General features: G+C 42.0%; 16 protein-coding genes and 1 pseudogene. 8 read left to right on the forward strand and 9 right to left on the reverse strand.

Annotated elements, in window-relative coordinates:
• Window positions 1-438: 438 nt before the first annotated feature.
• Genes CIK96_RS11945 through CIK96_RS11955 form a run of 3 tightly spaced genes read left to right on the forward strand, consistent with a single transcriptional unit; the run spans window position 439 to window position 1,366 of the window.
• On the forward strand, window positions 439-663 hold the full coding sequence (locus CIK96_RS11945) for a DUF3791 domain-containing protein (RefSeq protein WP_094434045.1): 225 nt from the start codon (window positions 439-441) through the stop codon (window positions 661-663).
• Window positions 630-1,142 carry a DUF3990 domain-containing protein gene (locus CIK96_RS11950; protein WP_254047137.1) on the forward strand — a complete coding sequence of 171 codons (513 nt, stop codon included), beginning with the start codon at window positions 630-632 and terminating at the stop codon, window positions 1,140-1,142. The genes CIK96_RS11945 and CIK96_RS11950 overlap by 34 nt, the downstream gene beginning before the upstream one ends.
• 2 nt (window positions 1,143-1,144) lie before the next feature.
• Window positions 1,145-1,366, forward strand: coding sequence for a hypothetical protein (locus CIK96_RS11955; protein ID WP_005847932.1), 222 nt, complete (start codon window positions 1,145-1,147; stop codon window positions 1,364-1,366).
• Window positions 1,367-1,509: 143 nt separating this feature from the next.
• Here CIK96_RS11955 and CIK96_RS11960 read toward each other — a convergent pair whose 3' ends face one another.
• The 8 genes from CIK96_RS11960 to CIK96_RS11990 all read right to left on the reverse strand — a co-directional run bounded on the left by CIK96_RS11960 (window position 1,510) and on the right by CIK96_RS11990 (window position 8,195).
• On the reverse strand, window positions 1,510-2,007 hold the full coding sequence (locus tag CIK96_RS11960; protein ID WP_094440705.1) for a hypothetical protein: 498 nt from the start codon (window positions 2,005-2,007) through the stop codon (window positions 1,510-1,512).
• A gap of 36 nt (window positions 2,008-2,043) precedes the next feature.
• Window positions 2,044-2,154 carry a smalltalk protein gene (locus CIK96_RS13290; RefSeq protein ID WP_158214867.1) on the reverse strand — a complete coding sequence of 37 codons (111 nt, stop codon included), beginning with the start codon at window positions 2,152-2,154 and terminating at the stop codon, window positions 2,044-2,046.
• A gap of 595 nt (window positions 2,155-2,749) precedes the next feature.
• On the reverse strand, window positions 2,750-2,968 hold the full coding sequence (locus CIK96_RS11965; RefSeq protein ID WP_094440706.1) for a DUF4248 domain-containing protein: 219 nt from the start codon (window positions 2,966-2,968) through the stop codon (window positions 2,750-2,752).
• A gap of 59 nt (window positions 2,969-3,027) precedes the next feature.
• A complete protein-coding gene (locus tag CIK96_RS11970) occupies window positions 3,028-3,960 on the reverse strand; it encodes a CHC2 zinc finger domain-containing protein (RefSeq protein WP_158214868.1) in 933 nt (310 codons plus the stop codon).
• 14 nt (window positions 3,961-3,974) lie between these two features.
• Window positions 3,975-5,306 carry a hypothetical protein gene (locus CIK96_RS11975; protein ID WP_254047138.1) on the reverse strand — a complete coding sequence of 444 codons (1,332 nt, stop codon included), beginning with the start codon at window positions 5,304-5,306 and terminating at the stop codon, window positions 3,975-3,977.
• Between the two features lie 229 nt (window positions 5,307-5,535).
• Window positions 5,536-6,036, reverse strand: coding sequence for a hypothetical protein (locus CIK96_RS11980; RefSeq protein ID WP_216820949.1), 501 nt, complete (start codon window positions 6,034-6,036; stop codon window positions 5,536-5,538).
• 403 nt (window positions 6,037-6,439) lie between these two features.
• Window positions 6,440-7,246 (reverse strand): hypothetical protein, encoded by an 807-nt coding sequence (locus CIK96_RS11985; RefSeq protein WP_094434352.1) that lies wholly within the window; start codon window positions 7,244-7,246, stop codon window positions 6,440-6,442.
• On the reverse strand, window positions 7,206-8,195 hold the full coding sequence (locus CIK96_RS11990) for a hypothetical protein (RefSeq protein WP_094440708.1): 990 nt from the start codon (window positions 8,193-8,195) through the stop codon (window positions 7,206-7,208). The genes CIK96_RS11985 and CIK96_RS11990 overlap by 41 nt, the downstream gene beginning before the upstream one ends.
• Window positions 8,196-10,191: 1,996 nt before the next feature.
• On the opposite strand from CIK96_RS11990, the gene CIK96_RS11995 reads away from it, so the two are divergent.
• The 5 genes from CIK96_RS11995 to CIK96_RS12015 all read left to right on the forward strand — a co-directional run bounded on the left by CIK96_RS11995 (window position 10,192) and on the right by CIK96_RS12015 (window position 20,981).
• Entirely contained in the window at window positions 10,192-12,705 is a 2,514-nt protein-coding gene (locus CIK96_RS11995; protein WP_094434348.1) for a phosphoadenosine phosphosulfate reductase family protein, read from the forward strand.
• Window positions 12,706-12,738: 33 nt separating this feature from the next.
• Window positions 12,739-16,212 carry a hypothetical protein gene (locus tag CIK96_RS12000; protein ID WP_094434346.1) on the forward strand — a complete coding sequence of 1,158 codons (3,474 nt, stop codon included), beginning with the start codon at window positions 12,739-12,741 and terminating at the stop codon, window positions 16,210-16,212.
• Window positions 16,213-16,218: 6 nt separating this feature from the next.
• Window positions 16,219-18,636 carry a BREX-4 system phosphatase PglZ gene (pglZ, locus tag CIK96_RS12005; protein WP_094440709.1) on the forward strand — a complete coding sequence of 806 codons (2,418 nt, stop codon included), beginning with the start codon at window positions 16,219-16,221 and terminating at the stop codon, window positions 18,634-18,636.
• A gap of 2 nt (window positions 18,637-18,638) precedes the next feature.
• The gene (brxL, locus tag CIK96_RS12010; protein ID WP_094440710.1) at window positions 18,639-20,102 is read left to right on the forward strand and encodes a BREX system Lon protease-like protein BrxL; all 1,464 of its coding nucleotides are present in this window, start codon (window positions 18,639-18,641) and stop codon (window positions 20,100-20,102) included.
• Window positions 20,103-20,447: 345 nt separating this feature from the next.
• Window positions 20,448-20,981, forward strand: coding sequence for a very short patch repair endonuclease (locus CIK96_RS12015; protein ID WP_094440711.1), 534 nt, complete (start codon window positions 20,448-20,450; stop codon window positions 20,979-20,981).
• A 451-nt stretch (window positions 20,982-21,432) separates the two neighbouring features.
• On the opposite strand, the pseudogene CIK96_RS12020 reads toward CIK96_RS12015, so the two are convergent.
• A pseudogene (locus tag CIK96_RS12020) lies at window positions 21,433-21,665 on the reverse strand (IS110 family transposase); the annotation flags it as partial.

Genomic DNA, 21,665 nt, shown 5'->3' on the forward strand with positions numbered 1-21,665 from the left:
TAAAGATTATTTTTAAGATTATCGTAGGATGACAAAGACCACTCCATCAGACTTCAGACCTCAGACTTCAGACTTCATCTTAGTTAAAGATTATTTTTAAGATTCTAGTTTAGATTTACACCATAGGTTATTTTTGTCGTGACTCAGCATAGTGAAAGCGAGCTTTCGCTCTGTCTTCGCTACTCCAAAAATTCGAGCCTGTAAGGCGATCCCCATAAAAATTCGTCCCAAAAGCGAGGTATTCGAGCGCATTTTCAGTCGAGATTTTTATTTTGAAATTATCGTAGGATGACAAACCTCAGACTTCAGACCTCAGACTTCAGACTTCATCCCTCCCCCCCTTATTTTTTTCTCTTTATAAAAGAAAATACCGGGAAAAGTTGGTGATTTCTAAATATTTCGTTATATTTGCATTAAAAATTTTTAAAAGCGGGAAATATGGATTTGACTCATAATATAATTGAATACGTGAACTGCTGCGTGGGTGCTTTTGCGAATCGTTTTAAGCTTTCATTGGCAGATTCGTACGCCTATCTGCGTAGATTTAAAGGAATAGACTTCCTTGTTGATTGCTATGCGGCTGAGCATACTCTTTCAATAGAGGATGCGGTGGAGGATATTACCATATTATGTCAAAAGAATGGAGGGCGATTAGGATGCTAAAATTATATCATGGTAGCAATGTCGTGATAGATAAAATAGATTTATGTCTTTCACGAAAAGGCAAGGATTTTGGATGTGGCTTTTATCTGAATCCAAATGAATCGCAAGCAAGGGAAATGGCAGTTCGTACTGCCCAAAGACTACAGGAGGGAACACCTGTAGTTAATGCTTACTTGTTTGATGACAGCTTGCTTATGGAAGATTCAACGGTTTTATCCGTTAAAGTCTTTGAAAATTATTCTGAAGAATGGGCAGAATTTATTTTGATGAATAGAAGAAATATGTCTTCTACGCCTGCTCATCCTTATGATATAGTTATTGGTCCGATTGCAGACGATACGGTAGGTCTTCAAATGCGTCGTTTTATCCAGGGCTATATCAGTATTGACAGAATGATTGAAGAACTGCGATTTCAAAAGCCTGCTGTTCAGTATTTCTTTGGAACAGAAAAAGCTGTTAGTTACTTAAAGAAGATTTGATTATGAATGAAGATATACAGTTTCAGATAGAATGTCTCTCTACAGAATTGGTTGAGATGCTAATGCAGAAGTATGGATGGGATATGAAGAAAGCTCTGGATGAGCTGTATTCTTCAGAAACCTATAAGCGCCTGTGTAATCCTGCCTGTGGCTTGTATTACGAAGGAGCAGTGTATGTATTCTCATATTTGGAGAATGAGATGGAAACAGGAGTGGTAAAATGATTTCTTGCGAAGCAACTAAAGTCCCCGGAACACAAATAAAATCTGTGTCATCCGTGTCCTCCGTGGATAAAGAATACAACGCCCCCTGACAACAAGGAGCGCTGTGACGATGAAGGAATTATGGTTAAGAAGAAAACGGAAGACTAACCCTCCAGACCTCCGCCACCAGGCTGTTCTGTACCCTGGTCGCTTCCACCGGGCTTCTGCTCAGTACCCTGGTCACCGCTGCCAGGATTGGTAGTAGAACCGGTATCCTCGCCGTCCACCTTAGGTACATCGATGGAGTCAGGCAACTTGATGTTAAACTCCTTGTCCATGTACTTAAACAACACCTGGTTGACGTTAGAGAAGGCGAAGGTGCGTTTCAGCTTCAGGGCATACTGGTAGATAGGAGTACCCTTGATGCCGTTCTTCTCGTTCGGGCGGTTAGCCTTAAGCCATGCGCTGCTGGCAGCCTGCTGCTTGGCGAACTTCTCGCGCTGCAGCTTCTGCTTCTCGGTAGCAGGACCCTTGTATGGGTTGGCGAGTTTGGCGAGATGGATTTTGTTACTAGACTTGTTAGTGGCGAAGTAGTCGTTAGACTTGTTACCATACTTACCACTGATACCCTTGATGATGTCGATTGCTTGAATTGTAGCCATAATAATTGTGTTTTTTTAAGGTTAATAACTAATTTGTCAGATGCCGACGCAACTCTGAACGCCGAGTGTGGCGAGGAGTGCTGTGATCACGCTTACGATAAACTGGAGTACAGTCTTGAGCGTTTCTTTGTTTTTTGAGTTACTCATGGTATTAGATCATTAAAGTTACTTACTTGGCTGTTGTCACCTGCTACATTCGGGGCGCCTCCGAGATGCGTTCGGCTTCTGCCAGCCTTTTTTGTTTCTGTTGCAAAGATACGACATCCCCAAAAATCAATCATACGTTTCTATACGTTTCCTGCGATTCGAGGACATTTTCTTTTAAAATTCCCTCTGTTGCGCATGTGGGGAAGTTAAGGGAAGTTAGGGAAGTTAGAGAGAAGTTAAGGGACAAATGTCCTACGTCTTACGGAAAAAGCCTATTGTCTCTTAACTTCCCGAACGACCGTAGGAAATGATAACTTCTTTTACTTCAATCAATTCCCTCAGTTGCGAAACTTGAATAAAGATTATTCTTAAAGATTTTCATTAAGATTTCGAGCCTGTAAGGCGATCCATAATAAAGCCCTTCCCAAAAGCGAGGTATTCGAGCGCATTTTCAGTCGAGATTTTCGTTAAAGATTATTATTTCTGGTCAAAGGCCATATTTAATCAAAGATTTCCCCCAAAGATTTCTTGCGCTCGCGCAACCAAAAACATCCGTCTAAATTCCGATGATCCGATGATCCGATGATCCGATGGATCACGGCCCACCCAGGTATTCCACGATGAGTCTGACCTCACGTGCCGAAAACCACTTACTCGTTTTCCTGTACCCCTGCTTCGCGAGGGCAGCCGTCAGGGGCTGACAGCGGCAGATCCATGACATCAGGCGGTTGACCGCCGTGTGCGGCGTGGCAGACGGGAAATATCTGAGCGCCAAATCTTTTTTGGTATAAGACCGAATTTCAAAATTGTTCATAGCGTGTTGTTGTTAACTGAACTTTCGCATGTGGGGAAGTTAAGATAACTTCTTTAACTTCAATCAATTCCCTCAGTTGCGAAACTTGAATTGTTAATAGATGAAACATAATAATCAGAGAAATCCTTGCACCCTGCCGGCAACTGGTGGTGATGGAGCGTCGGCAATACCTCACGCAACTGCATGAAGAGACGCTCACCAGGCGCATCGCGGTCGGGAAACATGTGGAACGACGTACCCAACCGGTTTGCCAGATCGCCCAACAGCTCCTTGTCTGCCACGGAGAGCAAGGTGGCAGACGGAATCGCCACCGCCTTATGACCCGCCGAGAGCATCGCCCAACAGTCGGAGCATCCCTCCGTGATGTAGAGCGGTTCCTCAGGCCGCAGCATCGCCACCACAGGCAGGTTGTAGATGGTGCAGCGTGCCCCGTAGGGGAAGCGGAAGCGAGGCGTCACGTCCCCCTTGTGGTAGTCGAGGTTGCGGTTCTGCAAACCGATGAGCTGCCCCGTCGTGTCGAAATACGGCGTCTGCAACCAATGGATGCCCTGGCGGTCAGTCCACGACGACAGGCGACACCAGCGCACCACACGCGGATTGATCTTCCGTTCGGCAAACAGGAACTGTTGCGCCTCGCTGCTCAACCACGGATGTTCGAAGTTGCGGACATAGCGCGAGGCATCAAACGGCCTCATGGTTTTCTCCGCCACAGGCGTACGCGGTCGGTATTCGTCGATCACCACGTTAGCATCGTCAGCCAGCCAACGGCACGCCCTGGGGAAGTCCTTGTCGAGGTGGCGCATCACGAGGTCTATCGTGCCGCCGTGAGCCCCACAGGCAAAACACCTGAAGCTGTTAGTCCTTGCGAGAAACGTCATACTCGCATGATGGTCATCGTGAAACGGACACAGACATTTATGTCGCGTCACCCGCAGTCCGAGGCGCTCCGCCACCGCCTCAATGGGCAGTGCGCGAAGCTTTTCAATCTTCATTCTGTCGAGCATGGCTATCTCCTTTTAGTACCACGTCCGGCAACATTCCCCGTCAGATACTCCTGCGTCTTGGAGTACAGCCCCGTCTGGGCAGAATACGTGATGAATTTACGGTGAGTCCACTTGTAGAGTTGGTTCTTTGTCCCATCTTTATCTTTGCCCAATGAGAGACGCAGCGCTTCCAATTGAGCCTCGTTGAATGATTCAGGCAGATCGTCCAACAGATTCTTGGGACCACGTCTGCCTGCCACATTCATGTTGTCAGCCTCTTGTCCGAGCATGTCAGCAAAGATTTGCATCTTGCTCCAGATGTCATGATACACGAGCCACTCCACCAGTTCGCCCATAGACTTGGACCACGCCATGCCGTTGAGCACCCAGAGCAGACAGCCCGCCTTCCATGCCGACACGATAGCACGCTTGGAGATGTCCCACAACATATCGTCGTCCGCAAGATCAGCCAGCGATGCCATGTCCTGTGCCAACTGGTCAACAAGTTTGTTCAGCGGCTTGATGACAAAGCGCCCTTTGCAGATGCCAAGACGGGCGATATACTCATCAAGCTTATGGTAGAACGTCTCGTCATACTTACCCTGCCGGGGAATACGTCCGTCGCGGTTTGTGCGAGCCTTGTAGGAAAAGACCATACGCCCAAACGTACCGTTGAACAGGTCGTTCTTATAGAATTTGCGAGCGGCAAAGGGAGTAGAAGAAATGGTGATGTTGGTGCGCAGCACCGGATTTCCCGTCACACCCTCAGCTGTGGCACGAAGCGCACCAGCTCTGGCCTTGTCGTAGATGTTGCGAAGCATTTGGCTCACCTGCTTATGTCCGCCACACATCTTATCAGCCATCTCCACCTCAGGCATGTTGAGATATTGTGTGCGTTTGCCCAACACCTCGCATCCCATGGCATTCTGAATGAAGGCAGCGTTGGTCACATCGGCAGGGGGAAACCAAAAAGCCACATCTGGGCGCACAGGTTTCTCCTTGTTGGCAGACTTGCTTTTAATCAGTTTCTGCCACTCCACCAGTTTGGCAAGCTCGTCCTCATCGTGACTGCGGAAGTCGCGACACATAGCTTCCGAAATGTTTGTAAATTGCCCTTTATTACAGCCGGAATCTGCAACAAGATTGGCCATCATGCCACATAATTCCTTCCAACTAAGGTCAGGATACATGAATTCCGCTCCGCTGACGTGTGCTCCGAGAACTGGGAAAATCATCGGAACGAGGGGCTCATGCATGTCTTTTGATACTTGTGAGAGCAAAAGAGCCACAATTTCCGTTCCTTTTCCAAGTTTTGGCATCGTCGGAGCGGTGTTTTTACTAATATTATACTTCATGATTGTTCTTTCAAAATTTTATAACTTGTTGATATTCTGCCTTTTAGATAGAAATTCGATGGACTAAATCTTCCAATTCCAGTTCTTCCAATTAATTTTTCGAGGGTGCCTTTTTCTCTTATTATATATATAACTATTTAATTATTAATAAGTTATAAGACTCTAAAAAGGGGTTTTGCGTTTTCACACCCTTAATTGGAATTTGGAAGAACTGGAATATTGGAAGATTCTACGCTCTGATCAACCCTATCCCCTCTCCCTCTCCGAGGCCTGTTGCACTATCTACCAGTTTGGCAACCTGCCTCAGTTCTTTGGCAGCTTCCATACAGAATTTAGCGAAAGTGAGTTTCTCGTTGTAGTCTGGGCGATTGAACGTAGGATAGATAGTCCCGTCTGGTTTTCTATTCACGTTGATATACCGTCCCACAAACACGTGTGGGTTACGCTTTACCGGCCATAACGCCTTTGCCACATGCTCCACGAAGAGGTAATGATCCTCTGCATCACGCGTGATCGTACCGCAGAGATACCTGCCTACAGGCAATCTCCCTGGCTGTTGCGTCATCAGTTTGAGGTAAATCCCCAATTCCGTATGGGGATAGGCCGACGTATGCTCGCGATAAGCGCAAGCAAATGGTGAATCACCTTGTAGCATGTCGTTAACTACGCTACCGATAATCTGTGGCTCGTGCGATGAAGCAGAACCGTTCTCGACAATCTTTTTTGTCATTGTTGTATAATTTTTAAAAAAAGTATTGTCTCACACTACGCAGGATCATATAGACAATGTAATTCATGTCCTACGCTCGGAGCCGTGTTTCGTTTTTGACCGCTGACTGAAATCTATAAAAGAATGCAGCAGAAACTCCGAATTAGAAATTTCTGCTGCAAAGATATGATAAAGAAAATGCGGAGTGTATTATTTTTCTAATGTATCATTCGCTCGAGGAATAAAAAGGAATGAAAAGGAATTGAAAAGGAAAGAATCAAAGAATTACCGGTGAGATAATGCTTAAAATAGAACAAATCAAGCAATATATCATTAAAATAGGCCAGCAAATCACCCAAAAGGAGGAATGCTGACCTATTTTCGAGGAATTTATAAAGAATGGGAAGATAATATCAAGGAATCATTAGGACAGTAGATTATTCATTGCTTTGTTCCAGTTATTGCTTGTCGCAGTATATAAACCATGACTTTTAAGGATCGTCCAAAGAGGTTTTAGGTACGAATTGTTATAGTCAGATATTTTTTTATTCTTGATATATTGGGCTGTTATCTTGGCAATAGCAGGATCATTACCAGCTTCTTGAATATCTTTAATATAAGCAATTATATTTTCAAGCTGATTATCGCTGTAGAAATGAGGCTTTAGATCATCGATAAGTTTTTTATTCATGCCATTATAATCTATGATATCCCGAATTTGAACAGATAACCATTTTTTCGGATTATCAATATAATCACACATATATTTACTAAGTTCGTCTTCTTGTTCTTGCAATTTGGATAATCGAGATTGAATGTTTTGTACCAAATCCCTCCATTTAGAATCCTTAGGAAGCGTTTCAAGCAAACCATCAGAAGAATCAGCATAAAACATTTTATCTTTGGAACAATAATTTAAAAGAATAGAAACCCATACAATAATTACAGATGCAGCCAACTTTGCATCAACATTATCTTTACTTTCATCATAATCTCGTAAATAACAGAAAAGGCAGTCATAAGAATTTTTAATATCGTAATCGGACGATTGTTTTCTGATTTCATCAATAATTTCGACCGTTTCTATAAAAATTTCAATTGTAGAGAACCGCAAAGTATTCATGCGGCTCTCAAATTGTTTACAACTGGTATTTATTAACCTCATAATGACATTATCCTGTAGAGTGTCATTAATTAGGGCAACTGATTTTGGCTGGAGGCGTTGTTTCATTTTCTGTTTTCTTTATATCGTCAATACATTCATTGAGCCATTTAAGAAGTTCATAGTCGCCTTTTTCAATAGAAATAGAGGATTTCATCTGAAAATTTTCGATGGCTAAATCTGGCATAAAATACATAGGCACAACCTCGTCATTTAAGCATATCATTCCACTTTTACTCATCTTAACCCTTATTTCACAATCATTTTTGGATACGAATTCTGCAACATTAAACATGGTGTCGATAGCATTTTTTATGCTTAGCTCATTGGTACCCTTTGCGTATTTACTTCCAAAGAAAACCTCTTTTGCTTCGTTTTCTTCACCTCGCTTGATCAACCCATTGATATCGTTATCACTCGAGAAGTTAGCAAATTTTGCAGTCTCCCCATCACGTTTTGCAGTTAGGCAAATCTGAGTCACATAATCGTTATTACTTATGCAACGTCTTTTGATAAGACTCCAAGCTTTTGCACGCATCAAAATCTTTTCAAATTCAATAGTATAACCATATTCTTTTATTAAACGATTAAAATTTGCAGTAAGTATCTTTAAAATCCTATCAATATTACCATTGAAAGTAGAGTAATTTTTTTCAATAGCCACATATTTCACATCTCCAAGATTAAGAAAAATTATATGACAATATGGATAGGAAGATTCAGTCTTTTCTTTATAATCATCTATATTATTGGTAGTTGTTCCTGTAGGTAATGTTATCTTTATATCTTTATCATCATTAAGTCTAAATACGATAATATTATCATGCTCGGCAATCACATTATTTTGCAAACACACTTCTTCCTTTCCTTTTTTCATGTATATCTGAAATTTTCCAGCAGTTTGAAATAGCTTTCCAAATTGCTCTTGAACTTTTTCCTTTTCAACTCTTTTCTCTTCTTTAGAATCTGGGTCTTCCTTGAAAGAATACCTACAGAAGACAAACTTCTTTTGCTTCATTTTGATAGTTTTTAATAAAATTTATTCCCTATCCACAAATGGAATCAGGAGGGTTACTAATATTTATTGTTTTAGGTTTCTCGTCCATGATATGATGGACGAGACTCTAATGATATATACGTATAGCAAATAGTGTGCCAAAATTGTTGAAAATTTATCTTTTCTGCACAATACTGAAATTTTGTCACATCTATTTTCGCTCGTGTCAGTCATGTCATTTCTGATGTCCTATGTGTATTCCGTGGATAACAAAAATTTCCGGATCACCAACATACAAAAAAATGAGGCGGTATTCACATACGGCCTCATCAAGGTTTAATCTTAAATGAATAAGTATCTTATTATTATTGCAGTTGCAAATAGACGAATATAACCGATACCCTCCAAATTTTCCCCCAGTTTTTTTTGTAATACACGGATTCTAGTTGAAGATTCTTCTCAAGATTTTCGTTAAGATGTCGAGCATCCCCGATGCGATCCCCCAAAAATCCCTCCCCAGAAGCAACGTACTGTTGCGTATTCTCGTCAAGGATTTTTGTTAATGATTATATTTTTAGTTGCCTGTCGGCAAGAAATCTTAGAGGAAATCTTTGGTAAAAATCTGAGGACCTAAACGGCCCAGAAATCTATTTAAGATAGCTATCTCCCTAAAATATTTCTTGCGAAGCAACATCTTAAACAAGATTTCCTCCAAAGATTTCTTGCCGTAGGCAACCCCAAAAACATCCGTCTAACATCCGTCTAATATCCGATGATCCGATGAATCCGATGATTATACAAAAAGAAGAGGCGGTATTCACATACAACCTCTTCAGCCCTTCATAAAAATCCTTATTTAATTTATTTTTTCAGTTGCAAATATACGAATAAAACCGATACCCTCCAAATTTTTCCGTATATTTTTCTCTTTTTATTCGTTAAAATCAAACTTTTTATTTAATTTTGCCTCCGAAATGAGTGCCAAGAGGGGATGGTCAACATACTGGCTGCTTCTTTTCACGTTTGTCACTCCGTGCAAGGTGGTATGTCATGCTTGCGTTTTTTATATATCTTATAGAACAGGAACCTGACTCCTGTTTTCCGGACTACAGAGATTCTAGTTAAAGATTCTTCTCAAGATTTTCGTTAAGATGTCGAGCATCCCCGATGCGATCCATAATAAAACCCTCACCAAAAGCGAGGTATTCGAGCGCATTCTCGTCAAGGATTCTCGTTAATGATTATGTTTTGTGATGTCTGTCAGCCCCCCCCAAAAAAAAATCCACGGAACACACAGAGGACACGGAGAAAGATTTTCGTAGGATGATAAAGACCACTCCCTCAGCCCTCAGACTTCAGACCTCAGACTTCAGACTTCATTTTTGCGTTACACTTACAGTATTACAGTTTTTGAAAAGCAAAATCGCACATACACAACAATGACTTTTGCGGACTTAATAGTTGGCAAGTGGAACTGTCCCCATGTTTTTTGTCTCCCCAGTTTTCCTTTTCGACAAACTGTGTTAAATATTCTTATAATTTCACTTGAGTTTGCATTATACAATGGAAATTATAAATAAATAATTTAATTTTGCATTGCACTTTTCTCGCAGAAAGCCTGAAGGGGTATAATGTGGGTGGGTGCTGTTTTTATAGAAAGAGCGTTTATCTGACGCTTGTCTTTGACTAGTCGTAATCTCGCAAATTACAAAAATCGTCATAAGGCAAGACAACGATGAATGCTCACGGTGGGTATGTTACGCCCTGCCGTGTGTTGTCGTATATGTACCCCACTTGTGGTGGTAGGATGCGGCTACTCACGCATGGGATTAATATATGCCATGCGTGGGCTTTCTGCGTTGTCCGTCTCGACGATTTGGGCAATGCGAGAGCCTCGACTAGTGGGATGGGCAAAGGCGAATCCCACGCTTTATTTTTGTAGAGACATAACCAACAAAACTATAACAATTTTCGGAGATTGGGGTTCTATCCGTATTTGAAAAGATAGAAACTTATAATGTATAAGATAACATGGGATAAGGAGACAGGCGGAGTGCTGTTGCACTCGCGCATCGTAGAGGGAACGCTTGGAATCTCCCCACGTCCTGTGTTCTTTGAAGAATTGAATCTTTTGGAACTGGATAAGTTAGGTTGGACTTATCCTCATGCAAAAGAACCTATTATGTGGGCTGTAAACAAACAATATTGGTATCGTGGTGTTCGCCTCTTCGATGCTAAAGGTGCTGACATTTACACCAAACCCACATTGGAAATGCAACCTGGCATAGAACCGATGGAGCTAAAACCTGTAGATGTCAAGAAGATGCTCCAGCGTACCGCCGACCTTATGTTCGTTTTGGAGAACGAAGCCATTGAGTTCATTCACGACACCTATCTGGCATACGCCAAGGTGAACAAGACATACGCCAAGGCAGATGCTAACAAACTCGACTTTGAGGCTATGGCGGAGCGTGTGGAGAAAAAGAGTAAGCAGAAGATGGCTGTGGTAAAACAAGATTGCGATTCCTTTGATATTATGCCACTTTCCACTGCCGAGAAGGAGGGAAAACGCGTGCTGCTTTCTACCAAGATCGACCGCTTTATTGCCAGTTTCTCTGGTGGTAAGGATTCACAAGTGGTGCTCGACCTTTGTACGAGAGCCATTCCACCAACAGACTTTGAGGTGATATATAGCGATACGGGCTATGAGTTGCCTCCATCGCTAACCTTATATAAAGAGGTGGAGACATACTACAAGGAGAAATTCCCTACCCTCAACTTCCTTATGGCTCGTAACCATGAGTCTGTACTCAATTATTGGGATAAAATTGGCACACCAAGTGATAATCACCGCTGGTGCTGCTCGGTAATGAAAACAGCTCCGTTGTACAGAATGTTGATGTCTGGTACAGATAAACGACAAAAATTCTTAGCTTTTGAAGGAGTAAGAGCAGAAGAGTCAGTAAGTCGAAGTGAATATAATAGAATAGGTAAAGGGGTAAAACATAAATTTGTAGTAAACGCACGTCCAATATTGAGTTGGAATACAACTGAAGTTTTCCTATATCTGTTAGAACATGATTTGCATATAAATTCAGCATATCGTGTAGGAAAGCCTAGAGTAGGATGTGTCCTTTGTCCATTTGGTTCTCCCTGGGATGATATGATAGTCAATAATTGCTATTCAAGTAATCTTAAGCCATTCTTGGATAGGATTGAATCAAATGTTGCTTCAAGAAAAATTCCAAATAAGAAAGAATATATTGCAGAGAGAAAATGGAAGCTAAGAGGCAGTGGTAAATTCTCTGAGGCTAAGACCTCCGTTTCGTTTTCTTCGTCTTCCAATAAATGGCAAGCAATAGTGAAAAGTGCAGAAAAAGAACTATTCACTTGGTTTCCAGTTCTTGGCAAGTATAGTATAAAGGAAAAACAAGAATTTATTATTGGTGAATTGGAGTTCAAACATGAAATATACCATTTTGAAATTCGTTTTGGCAAGAATATGAATGATTTTACATTCACTTTGTATGACAATAATAATATACAACTAAGATATTATTTAAGACGAATTATCAATAAGACAGCGTATTGCATAAACTGTGAGGCATGTGAGTTAGAATGCCCTACAGGTGCTCTTTCTGTTTATCCAAAAGTGAATATAGACAAAGACAAATGTGTACATTGCCTCAAATGCTTGGAATATCATAATGTCGGGTGTATTGTGGCAGATTCAATGATTAAGCCAACAACTATAAAATTATCGAATATGAAAATATCAAAATATGGAACGTTTGGTATCCATCAAGAATGGGTTGACCAATATCTAACAGATACAGATTCTTTTTGGGAAGATAATTTCCTTGGTGTAAAACAAGTGCCAAGTTTTAAGGCATGGCTGAAAGACGCAGAGATTATTGATGAAAAATCAAAACTTACACCATTTGGTGAATTATGCGTTGAAATAAACAGAGAGAACACAACTCTTTTGTGGGAACTTATTCATATCAATTTGGCTTATAATAGTCCTTTAATGGGTTGGTTTTCTTCTTCTGTCGGCTTTAATACAGAGATAGGGAGAAAAGATTTTGACAAACTTGCTCTCGAGTATTTCCAACAGACATTCAAGGAAACGACAATTACATATGCTGTACAAGCCTTGGTGCAAACATTTAAGTATTCTCCTATTGGTGAAGACTTAAGACAGTTTGTGAGTCAAGATACAAAAGGAACATCTTTCCAAAGGTTACCCTATAACGATTTGAGTCCTGAGGCTGTTGCTTATTCTTTATACAAATACGCAGAGCAGAAAGGGATTAAGATGCTTAGAGTTTCCGACTTGTATCGTTCCGAGGAGCTTTGTGGAGTATATCGGGAATTTGGTATTAGCAAGGGTGAATTACAAAAGAAATTAAGATTCTTGTCTTCTGAAAAGAACCGAGTGTTGGTTGCAGAGCTTACCATGGGGTTAGACCACATTACCCTTCGGGATGACTTGGACCAATTGGTAGTGCTCAAGTCTTTGCTTCAATAAAAAATGGATTAGCAACATAATATTCATATGCTTATGGCTACTAAGTACGACGATATCATAAAACTGCGTGGAGGCAAGGCTGCCTACGACATCGCAGAGGAAAAACAGGGTGAATGGATTTCGTTTATCCCTAACGAGCAATTCAATTCAGTATTGCGCACGGTCATCAAAAGTGTGCGCTGTAACGATATTGACTTTCACAAGAGTTTCTGGATAAATGGAACATACGGAACAGGTAAGAGCCATGCCGTGGCCGTTATTAGCCACTTGCTCGGTGACGATGTGGAGGACATAAGAAAGTGGGTGGACTACGAATATAAGGGAAAAAAGTTTGAGTCTATTCGCGATTCCATCTACAAACTTCGCGAAAGCAAGCGATTGCTAACGGTTAAGGTGTATGGTCTAGGTGCCATGACACACCCTGGTGACGTTGCCCTTGTGTTACAAAAGGCTGTTACAGAAACGCTCCGTAAGCACAAAATAGAGATTGTTGTACCTACGGATTACGAAAACTATATTGAACAAATCCGGCAGAACCCTGAAATCTGGAATCACTTGATTGACACGCATACTGCCCTTTCGTCAGTAGTGTCAGACTGCGAACAGCTGGTTGAGAACCTAAAGACTGGTGACCTTGGCATTTTCCACCGAGTGACCGATACTTTGCGAGAAGCCAGACTTGACATCCGCCTGAACAACGACAATATCAAGAATTGGCTCATTGAGGTTCAAGATCGTCTGGCAGAGCTTGGAACTTATAATGGCCTACTCATTGTTTGGGATGAGTTCACAGACGTAATGGCCGATGCTATCGGTATTCCTGTATTGAAGCAGTTGCAGGAAGTAGCACAAAAATTCATGAACATGGAGAACAATTCCTATATGTTCCTCATTTCCCATCCTTCGGCGTTCAACGGCATGGACGCAGAACAAATGAAACAAACCGACGGACGTTATCACCGCATGAAATATAACATGGAGTCGGTGTCGGCGTTCAAGATTATGTCACGCAAGTTTGAAATTATCGACGAAGAACGTCATCGCCAAATGCGAGAGCTGTTCTATTCGATGAACCCCCAATTACTCGACATATTCACCGCCACAAGCAATGACCAGCAGTCCACTCGGGATGACCTCTTCAACCTTTATCCATTGCATCCTGGTACTGCCAATCTCGCTACCCATTATGCCACGGTGGTAGGCTCATCAAGCCGAAGTGTATTCGAGTTTTTGGGACAGAATGATTCCATACGCGAGTTTCTTGACAGCGAGGATCGTTTTTTGAACCGCGACACCATCACGGCAGACTATCTGTGGGATTATGTACTGAAGGTGTTCCAAGACGATGTGACCAACTATGGAGCGGTGACAGAACGTTACAACTCTTACAAATTGCAGGTAGCAAATGAGGGGGATGCTTATTTTGCTGTGTTTAAAGGCATATTGTTGCTTAATGCTTTTAACAACATTTCGGGCGAAAACAACAACGGACTTGTGACTCCATCAGAAGACAACATCCACGCTCTCTTTGCAGGAACACGTTATGATGGTAAGATAGACACAGTACTGCAATGGTTTAATGAGCAAGGCATTATACAACGTGCGCCAGGCGGATTATACTCTGTACAGTTCTCTGCCCTGCCTTCTGGTGAGATAGAAGAAAAGAAGACCGAAATGCGCAATGTGCAGTATCGCTATACTGATCAGGTACTCAACTTCTCTGAAGCTGCCAGCACAGCTTTTGAAAAAAAGATGATGCAGAAGGTGATACGCCCATATGAATTCAAGTTCTTCTCCGATCATCAGAACGAAGCCGTACTCAGAAGTCAAATCAAGAATTCACGAAAGGATACAAAAACGAGTGCTCTGTTCTTTGCCCTGCTTATGGCACGAAATAACACAGAACTTGGAGTATTGCGTAGCTTTGCCGAGAAATGTGCTGAAGACGAGGATGACAAGGACTTGAAGAATATCGTTTTCTTAGTGTTTGACGAGGTACTTACTGATGCCAAATACGAGCAGTTTATAGAGTATCAAGCTAACTATGCTTGTGCCAGCAGCCATGGTTTCATTGACCAGCAGAATGTACATCGTGAACATGCTGTGTCGATGGTGAAGGAATGGATGGACAGCGTTCAGCGTGGCAATGCCATCGCCTATATCAATGGCGTAGAGAAACAACCTATCTCCGTAAAGCACCTGTCGAGTATCGTAAATGGCGTGATTGCTCCGATCATATACCCATATGGTCCTGACGCTTGTGAACTGTTGCGTCAAAAGGCGCCTTCCACATTCTGGCGTCAACAAAACTCAAAAGAGATTGTTCGCACCTTTATCTTTGCCACCTCAAAAGAAGAACTTACGACTATAACCGCACAGATGCGCCCAGTACAATATTTGGTGCAGGAATGCCTGGATGACAATATGGAGTGGAAGAACGATATACCAGAGAACGATCCGTTCAAAGTTGTATATGACAAGGTGCAGAACATTATCAAGTATGCAGACAAGAGTCTTCCTTTCAATTTTGATGAAAAGTTCTCTGTGCTTCAAAAGCCGCCATACGGACTTTATGGAAGTTTTGCACCTATGGCAATGATGGCATTTGCCTTGAAGCCTTGGGCCAACAAGATATTTGATATGCAGGGCAAGCCACGCGACAAGAATGCCTTGATTGACGATATCGTGTATCTATTCAAGGTCTGGGACGACAAAAAGTCGAATTCTAAGCTCAATTTCAAATTCCAGACACCAGAGGAGGGCAAGTTGTGCAAAGACCTCATTTCGCTCTTCAAACTCAACAGTAAAGATAACACATATTCCGACGTATCGAGTCTGAAGGATGCCCGATATGCCATCACGGCAGAATTCCTAGGTAAGAAGGGATATCCACTTTGGTCGGTAAAATACGCTTCCGAAGAGGCTTTCTCAAGTCTGCCAGTCATTATGAAAGTTAATGATGCTGAGCGAAAATTGATAGACAACATTGTGACTATCTGCATGGAACGTGACTTACGCAATCCTGCATTAGTGAAGGAAACGATAGATCTTATCTCAGAGTTGCGTATAGAGATGAAGAATATACTCAATGTAGATGCAGCCTTTTCTGACGGTTTCAAAAACTACTTGATGCAGCTTGACTACATCAACATACAGGAAAATGATGTTGATGAGGTGAAGCACTTCATCGAACAAAACCTTCAGTCAACGGTCGGATACTGGACTGAAGAGGAAGTGGAGAAGAAGGCTTTGCAGTGGAAATCTTCAAAGGCTCTACAGCAACCAGTAGATCCACAGACACCTCCTGCCCCACCAACATCACTTGTGGGAGAAGAATATCCACCAACGACTTACGTTCCCCCTGTCAATTTAGACATTATTGCAGAAAAGCGCAAGCAAGCAAAGAGCCATATAGCCAGCATCACCACCCTCGACGATGCCATCGCTTTACTCAACAAACTGTGTGATGAAGCAGGAGAATGGTTGTTGGACAAGATAAACAGTTAGAAACCGATGTACAAGGAATTCACTTCATTACAAGACCTTTATCAGGAGATAGATGTCGATAAAAATTGGACAGGTGCGGAGAGTTCTATTCGCAACCGCTACCCCATACGCTTTGTATTGTTTGAGAATTTTGGAGATTTCGGTGAGTTTGTTCAAGAGTGCCAAAACCATAACGTGTTTGTACAGAGTATAGAGAAGTGGATGAGAGACGGACAAGATGATAAGTTCATCACCTATTCCCAACTCGCAGCTATGTTTGAAGCTTATATCAAGAGTTTGCCAGCAAATGACTTCGTTATTGCGCCATTCTCTGAGATAACCCGCTTTTATGACAATGTACATTACGCCGAGTTTGACTCATTGTTGAAAACAATACGCCTTGTACAGTCACCAGAAGAATCTCAACGAACCCATCAGCGCATCTATGTACCACTCATAGGTATGCAGAGTAAGGTAAGCAAGTTTAAAGATGACCCAAACATTCACATTTGGGAATACCATTCAGGGATAGAGAGCGAAAACTATAGGTTGGTGTTGACATCTGGAACAACTTACGGAGTACAGGGATTGGAAAACAAGTTCAGTCTCTGCGAGAATATGCGACAGTGGATTTCACTTTGGAAGAATGTAGGAGCTAAGGTGAAACAACAAATCATCTGCTCATCGAAATGTATCTTTGACTCTGCCGGCAATGCACAGCCAGACAATGCCTTCGACTATACCCTTTGTCATAATGCTTTTGAATTCTTGAGCAAAGGTCTCGGTATAAATTTTGGAGAGCTGACTGCTGAGGAGGAAGATATGCCATTTTGGGAGCAGTTGGCTTCAAACATCGATATTGAGGACTTTGACTTCGAAACATTTGTCAACAAGCGGTTCAATACATCCAACCTGAATGACAGCATAGCTTTCGTTCAGACATGGTTCGAGTATATGGATGGCTTCTCACGTTGGTTGTTGAAAAGTTATTTCTTGTGGAATTCCACTACACCAACTTATCTGACGAGGGTGCTAAGAAACTGTAAGACACAAAGCACGTCAGACTTGTTTTCTCTGTTGGCTACTCAAGTGTTTGATGAACCACAGGACGAAGCAAGTCTCAAACTTCGCAGAATTTTACTAAAGGAAGCCCAAAAGTATAATGTGCAGATTACCCATCTGGCAGAGCAAAAGGTAAAGGCGAAACTGATGGCTATGGCTGCTGACCCCGAACGTGGATGTTATTATGCCATGAAATATATGACATCACTCACACTTTCAGAACAATACCTTATGACAGAATGGGTGGGACAAGGCAAGATAGACGTGAAAGACATTCAGACATTAATGCCTTCGCTTTATTCTTATCTTGCACCGCTGGGTATTCAATTGGGCAACTCCTTCACATGGATTAATGATTATTTCCGTGAATACACGCACTCGAAGATAGCCAATAAAGCCAACGACAGCTTACGGCAGATGTTGAAGGAACGCAATGCATCACAATCAACTTTCGAGGCCTGGAGAGATAGCTTCAAAACCGTGAAGACCATCCTGTATAATCGTCAAGACATAGACCTGTATTATTGGATTGACGGATTAGGTATAGACTGGATTCCGTTCATAACAAAAGTAATAGAAAAACATAGAGTAGATGGAGTATATCTCAACGAGGTATATGTTGCTACAGCACAACTTCCGTCAGTAACTTCTGTCAACAAGTTGAAATTGGAAGAATTAACAGGCAATAAACTGGAAAAGATCGGAGATATAGATAAGTTCGCTCATACACAAAAGAGCTATCCTGCTTATATCATAGATGAGCTGCATCTTGTAGAAGAGGCCTTGACCCAGGTATTGTCGCAGTACAACGGTAAGAAGATCGCCTTTGTTTCTGACCATGGCATCAGTTATATGGCGCAATTTGGCAACGGTCTTAACCTTGCAGGTATAGAATCCGACCATTCAGGAAGATGTGCAGTATGGAAAAAGGGAAATCCAACTGTGGATGGTAATTATATGATTTTACAGGATGGAAAGAGCATCTGCGCTCTAAACCACAATTCCCTTGCCTCAAAAACACCAACGGGACAAGGAACACATGGAGGTGCTACGCCAGAAGAAGTATTGGTACCAATCATTATTGTTTCAGGACAAAAAAATGCCAATGTATATTCGGCAAAACTACTAACATCAGATTTGATAGCATCAAGTCCTACTGTAAAATACAACATCAAAGGCTTGAGCAGTATAGATACGCCAAAAGTAATTTACAATGGCGTTGATTATCTGCTCCACAAGAAACAAGACGATATATACGAAAGTGAAAGACTGAATCTTGTAGGAACAGCTACAAGAATTACTCTCGTAATAGGAGATTTCAAACAGACAGACCAAATAGGCATCAATATGGGTGCCCAGGAGGATGATTTATTCGGATTTTAACTATGCAGACATCAACAATACAGAAAGTCAGGGAGCAATTTGCATCCATGGCCATATATAAGGATCCAGCGTCAACCAACAGTTTATTTGCTGGTCGCAATCTTCCCTCGTTTGTGAAGGACTTCATTCTAAAACGTTACATCAATATTGACGGTTCTGTAAATCGTTCAGAACTCACAGGTTTTCTTGACATGGTGATACCACAGAAACAAACAGAGGTGAAAGACCGCTTGGCTTCTGGGGAAGAGTTGACACTTCTCTCCCGATTCATCATTTATATTGACTTGGTAAAGGGTGTGCGCCGTTTTGGTATTCCAGACCTTGGCATCAAAATCAACGAGGGACAGATTCCTGAGTATGTGTACAAGAATCATCAGGGAGAATTGGTAGATGGCGAGAAATGGGGCATCATCAAACTGTCAGTCCTTCCAGATGAGGACGGAAAGAAAAATCATGTAGAAATGGTGGACTATAAGCCTTTCAAACCATATCGTTCTGTAGATATCGACTATCTGAGAGGAGCGAGAACTGCATTCTCTACGTCTGAATGGATAGACGTACTGCTGTCAGCAATGGAGTATGAGGCTGATGGGTTTGAGACTATGACACAGAAAGTGGAGTTTCTAAGTCGATTGCTCATTTTTGTAGAGCCACGGCTTAATGTCATAGAGCTGGCACCAAAAGGTACAGGTAAATCGTTTGTTTTTGGCAATCTTTCCAAGTATGGTTGGCTTGTTAGTGGTGGCAAAGTTACACGTGCAAAGTTGTTTTATGACAAAAACAAGCAACAGAACGGTATCATCAAAAACCATGACTTTACGGCATTTGATGAGATACAGACTATAATTTTTCAAGAACCAGCCGAGATACAGGCTGCTTTGAAATCATATTTGGAGAGTGGTAAAACTACCATTGACAACAACGAGTTTAGTTCAGAATGTGGTTTGATGATTATGGGCAATATTCCCCTCAACGAGCAACGACGTCCTTTGAACTATCGTTATTTTGACTCTCTACCACAATCATTCAGGGAGTCAGCTTTGCTTGATCGTTTCCATTGCTTTATAGAAGGTTGGAATTTGCCACGTATCAACAAAGGAATCATCTACAAGGGATGGACGCTGAATGTGGAATATTTTTCAGAAATACTACATTCGCTTCGCACGCAGAACATTTATGGTTTATTGTTTGATGAACTTGTGGCTTGCGATAAGAATGCTGACACACGCGACTTCAACGCTGTAAAACGTATTACAGTGGCTTATATGAAGTTGCTCTTTCCACATTGGACGCATGTAAGCGATGTCAATCTTGACGATTTTGATACCTATTGTCTGCAACCTGCTGTTCGCCGCCGTGGTATCATCAAGGAACAATGTCATTATATAGATGTAGAGTTCAAAACCGCAATGCCCCATTTCTGGTTGAAGGGAAATGAAAATGGGGATGTTAATGGCGTGGTGTAATGACACGGGGATAGGTCTTTCTCACGCCACGAGAATCTTTAACGTAAATCCCATACCAAAATGCGCTCGAATACCTCGCTTTTGGGGAGGATTTAATTGGGGATCGCCTACGGCTCGAATTTTTGGAGTAGCGAAGACAGAGTGAGAGCGCGCTTTCACTATGCTGAGTCACGACAAAAATAACCTATGGTAAATCTTAACTAGAATCTTGCGAATAATCTTTAACTAGAATCCGTGTAGTCCGTGTGTTCCGTGGATAAAAAAATCTGTGATTCCTGTGCGACATTTCACCAAATACTGAAGGAATATAGAAAGTAATTTTGCATCGTAAGAGACTCATATCCTATGTCTGACCATTTGACTAAAGAACAACGGCACAAAAACATGGCGGCTATTCGTTCGAAGGACACGAAGCCGGAAATGATCGTGCGACATGGGCTGTGGAAACGGGGATTCAGATACAGGCTGAACTACAAAAGGCTGCCTGGGCATCCTGACTTGGTATTGAGGAAATACCGCACCTGCATCTTCGTGAATGGCTGCTTCTGGCATGGGCATGACGTGGATATGGTACAACCGGAGAATTCTAAGTGTTGTAAGATTCCTAAGACAAACCGTGACTTCTGGGTGGAGAAGATTCGCAGGAACAAGGTGCGCGACAAGGAGGAGCAGCGGACGTTGGCTAAAATGGGATGGCATTGCATAACGGTATGGGAATGTGAACTGAAGCCGCAAAAGCGTGAAGTGACTCTTGACTCCATCGCTTTTACGCTCAACCATATCTGGTTGCAGGACCATGGTGCAAAAACTCACTATTATCCTATACTGGAAGAAGAGGATACGGTATGTCCTATGGCGGCAGAAGAATCTCCCAAATGAATCAAGAATGCCAAACGGGGGGTGAGGGGGTGAGGTCTGAGGTTTGAAGGCTGAGGTTTTTCATCCTACGATAATCTTTCTCCGTGTCCTCCGTGTGCTCCGTGGATTATTTTAGTTGCCTACGGCAAGAAATCTTTGGAGGAAATCTTTAACGAAATATGGCCTATGGCCAGAAATAATAATCTTTAACAAAAATCTCGACTGAAAATGCGCTCGAATACCTCGCTTCTGGGAAGGGTTTTATTTTGGATCGCCTACGGCTCGAAATCTAAACTAGAATCTTGAACAAAATCTTTAACTATAACCACTAAACACTAACCACTAACCCATAACCTTTAACCTTTAACCTCTAACCCATAACCTATAACCTCCGTGTTCTCCGTGTGTTCCGTGGATAAAAAAAATCCGCTTTCTATGTTAAAATCCAAATATTTTGACCATTATTTTTAATTTATGCTGATATTTTATATTCTGGTGAGAAAATTTGGCGATTTCGGACCATAGCAGTGACCAAACGTATGAGTTTGTTCTTTACATTATTCAGTGCAACCTGCTTCTTCTTTCCACGTTCTACGAGTCGCATATAGTATCTTGCGATAACGGGATTGAAGTTGATGGCAGCCAGTGCAGCCTGCGTCAGCATGGACTTTATCTGGCGGTTCGCCATGTAGTGTACACGAGGAT

The sequence above is a fragment of the Prevotella sp. P4-98 genome (assembly GCF_002251405.1).
Classification (GTDB): domain Bacteria; phylum Bacteroidota; class Bacteroidia; order Bacteroidales; family Bacteroidaceae; genus Prevotella.

Excerpts from the sequence above, each read along its gene's own strand:
- CIK96_RS12000 (WP_094434346.1), top strand. The coding sequence starts at position 12,739 with ATGGCTACTAAGTACGACGATATCATAAAACTGCGTGGAGGCAAGGCT.
- brxL (WP_094440710.1), top strand. The coding sequence starts at position 18,639 with ATGCAGACATCAACAATACAGAAAGTCAGGGAGCAATTTGCATCCATG.
- pglZ (WP_094440709.1), top strand. The coding sequence starts at position 16,219 with ATGTACAAGGAATTCACTTCATTACAAGACCTTTATCAGGAGATAGAT.
- CIK96_RS11945 (WP_094434045.1), top strand. The coding sequence starts at position 439 with ATGGATTTGACTCATAATATAATTGAATACGTGAACTGCTGCGTGGGT.
- CIK96_RS11965 (WP_094440706.1), bottom strand. The coding sequence starts at position 2,968 with ATGAACAATTTTGAAATTCGGTCTTATACCAAAAAAGATTTGGCGCTC.
- CIK96_RS11980 (WP_216820949.1), bottom strand. The coding sequence starts at position 6,036 with ATGACAAAAAAGATTGTCGAGAACGGTTCTGCTTCATCGCACGAGCCA.
- CIK96_RS11975 (WP_254047138.1), bottom strand. The coding sequence starts at position 5,306 with ATGAAGTATAATATTAGTAAAAACACCGCTCCGACGATGCCAAAACTT.
- CIK96_RS11955 (WP_005847932.1), top strand. The coding sequence starts at position 1,145 with ATGAATGAAGATATACAGTTTCAGATAGAATGTCTCTCTACAGAATTG.
- CIK96_RS13290 (WP_158214867.1), bottom strand. The coding sequence starts at position 2,154 with ATGAGTAACTCAAAAAACAAAGAAACGCTCAAGACTGTACTCCAGTTT.
- CIK96_RS11950 (WP_254047137.1), top strand. The coding sequence starts at position 630 with ATGTCAAAAGAATGGAGGGCGATTAGGATGCTAAAATTATATCATGGT.
- CIK96_RS11990 (WP_094440708.1), bottom strand. The coding sequence starts at position 8,195 with ATGAAGCAAAAGAAGTTTGTCTTCTGTAGGTATTCTTTCAAGGAAGAC.
- CIK96_RS11995 (WP_094434348.1), top strand. The coding sequence starts at position 10,192 with ATGTATAAGATAACATGGGATAAGGAGACAGGCGGAGTGCTGTTGCAC.
- CIK96_RS12015 (WP_094440711.1), top strand. The coding sequence starts at position 20,448 with ATGTCTGACCATTTGACTAAAGAACAACGGCACAAAAACATGGCGGCT.
- CIK96_RS11985 (WP_094434352.1), bottom strand. The coding sequence starts at position 7,246 with ATGAAACAACGCCTCCAGCCAAAATCAGTTGCCCTAATTAATGACACT.
- CIK96_RS11960 (WP_094440705.1), bottom strand. The coding sequence starts at position 2,007 with ATGGCTACAATTCAAGCAATCGACATCATCAAGGGTATCAGTGGTAAG.
- CIK96_RS11970 (WP_158214868.1), bottom strand. The coding sequence starts at position 3,960 with ATGAAGATTGAAAAGCTTCGCGCACTGCCCATTGAGGCGGTGGCGGAG.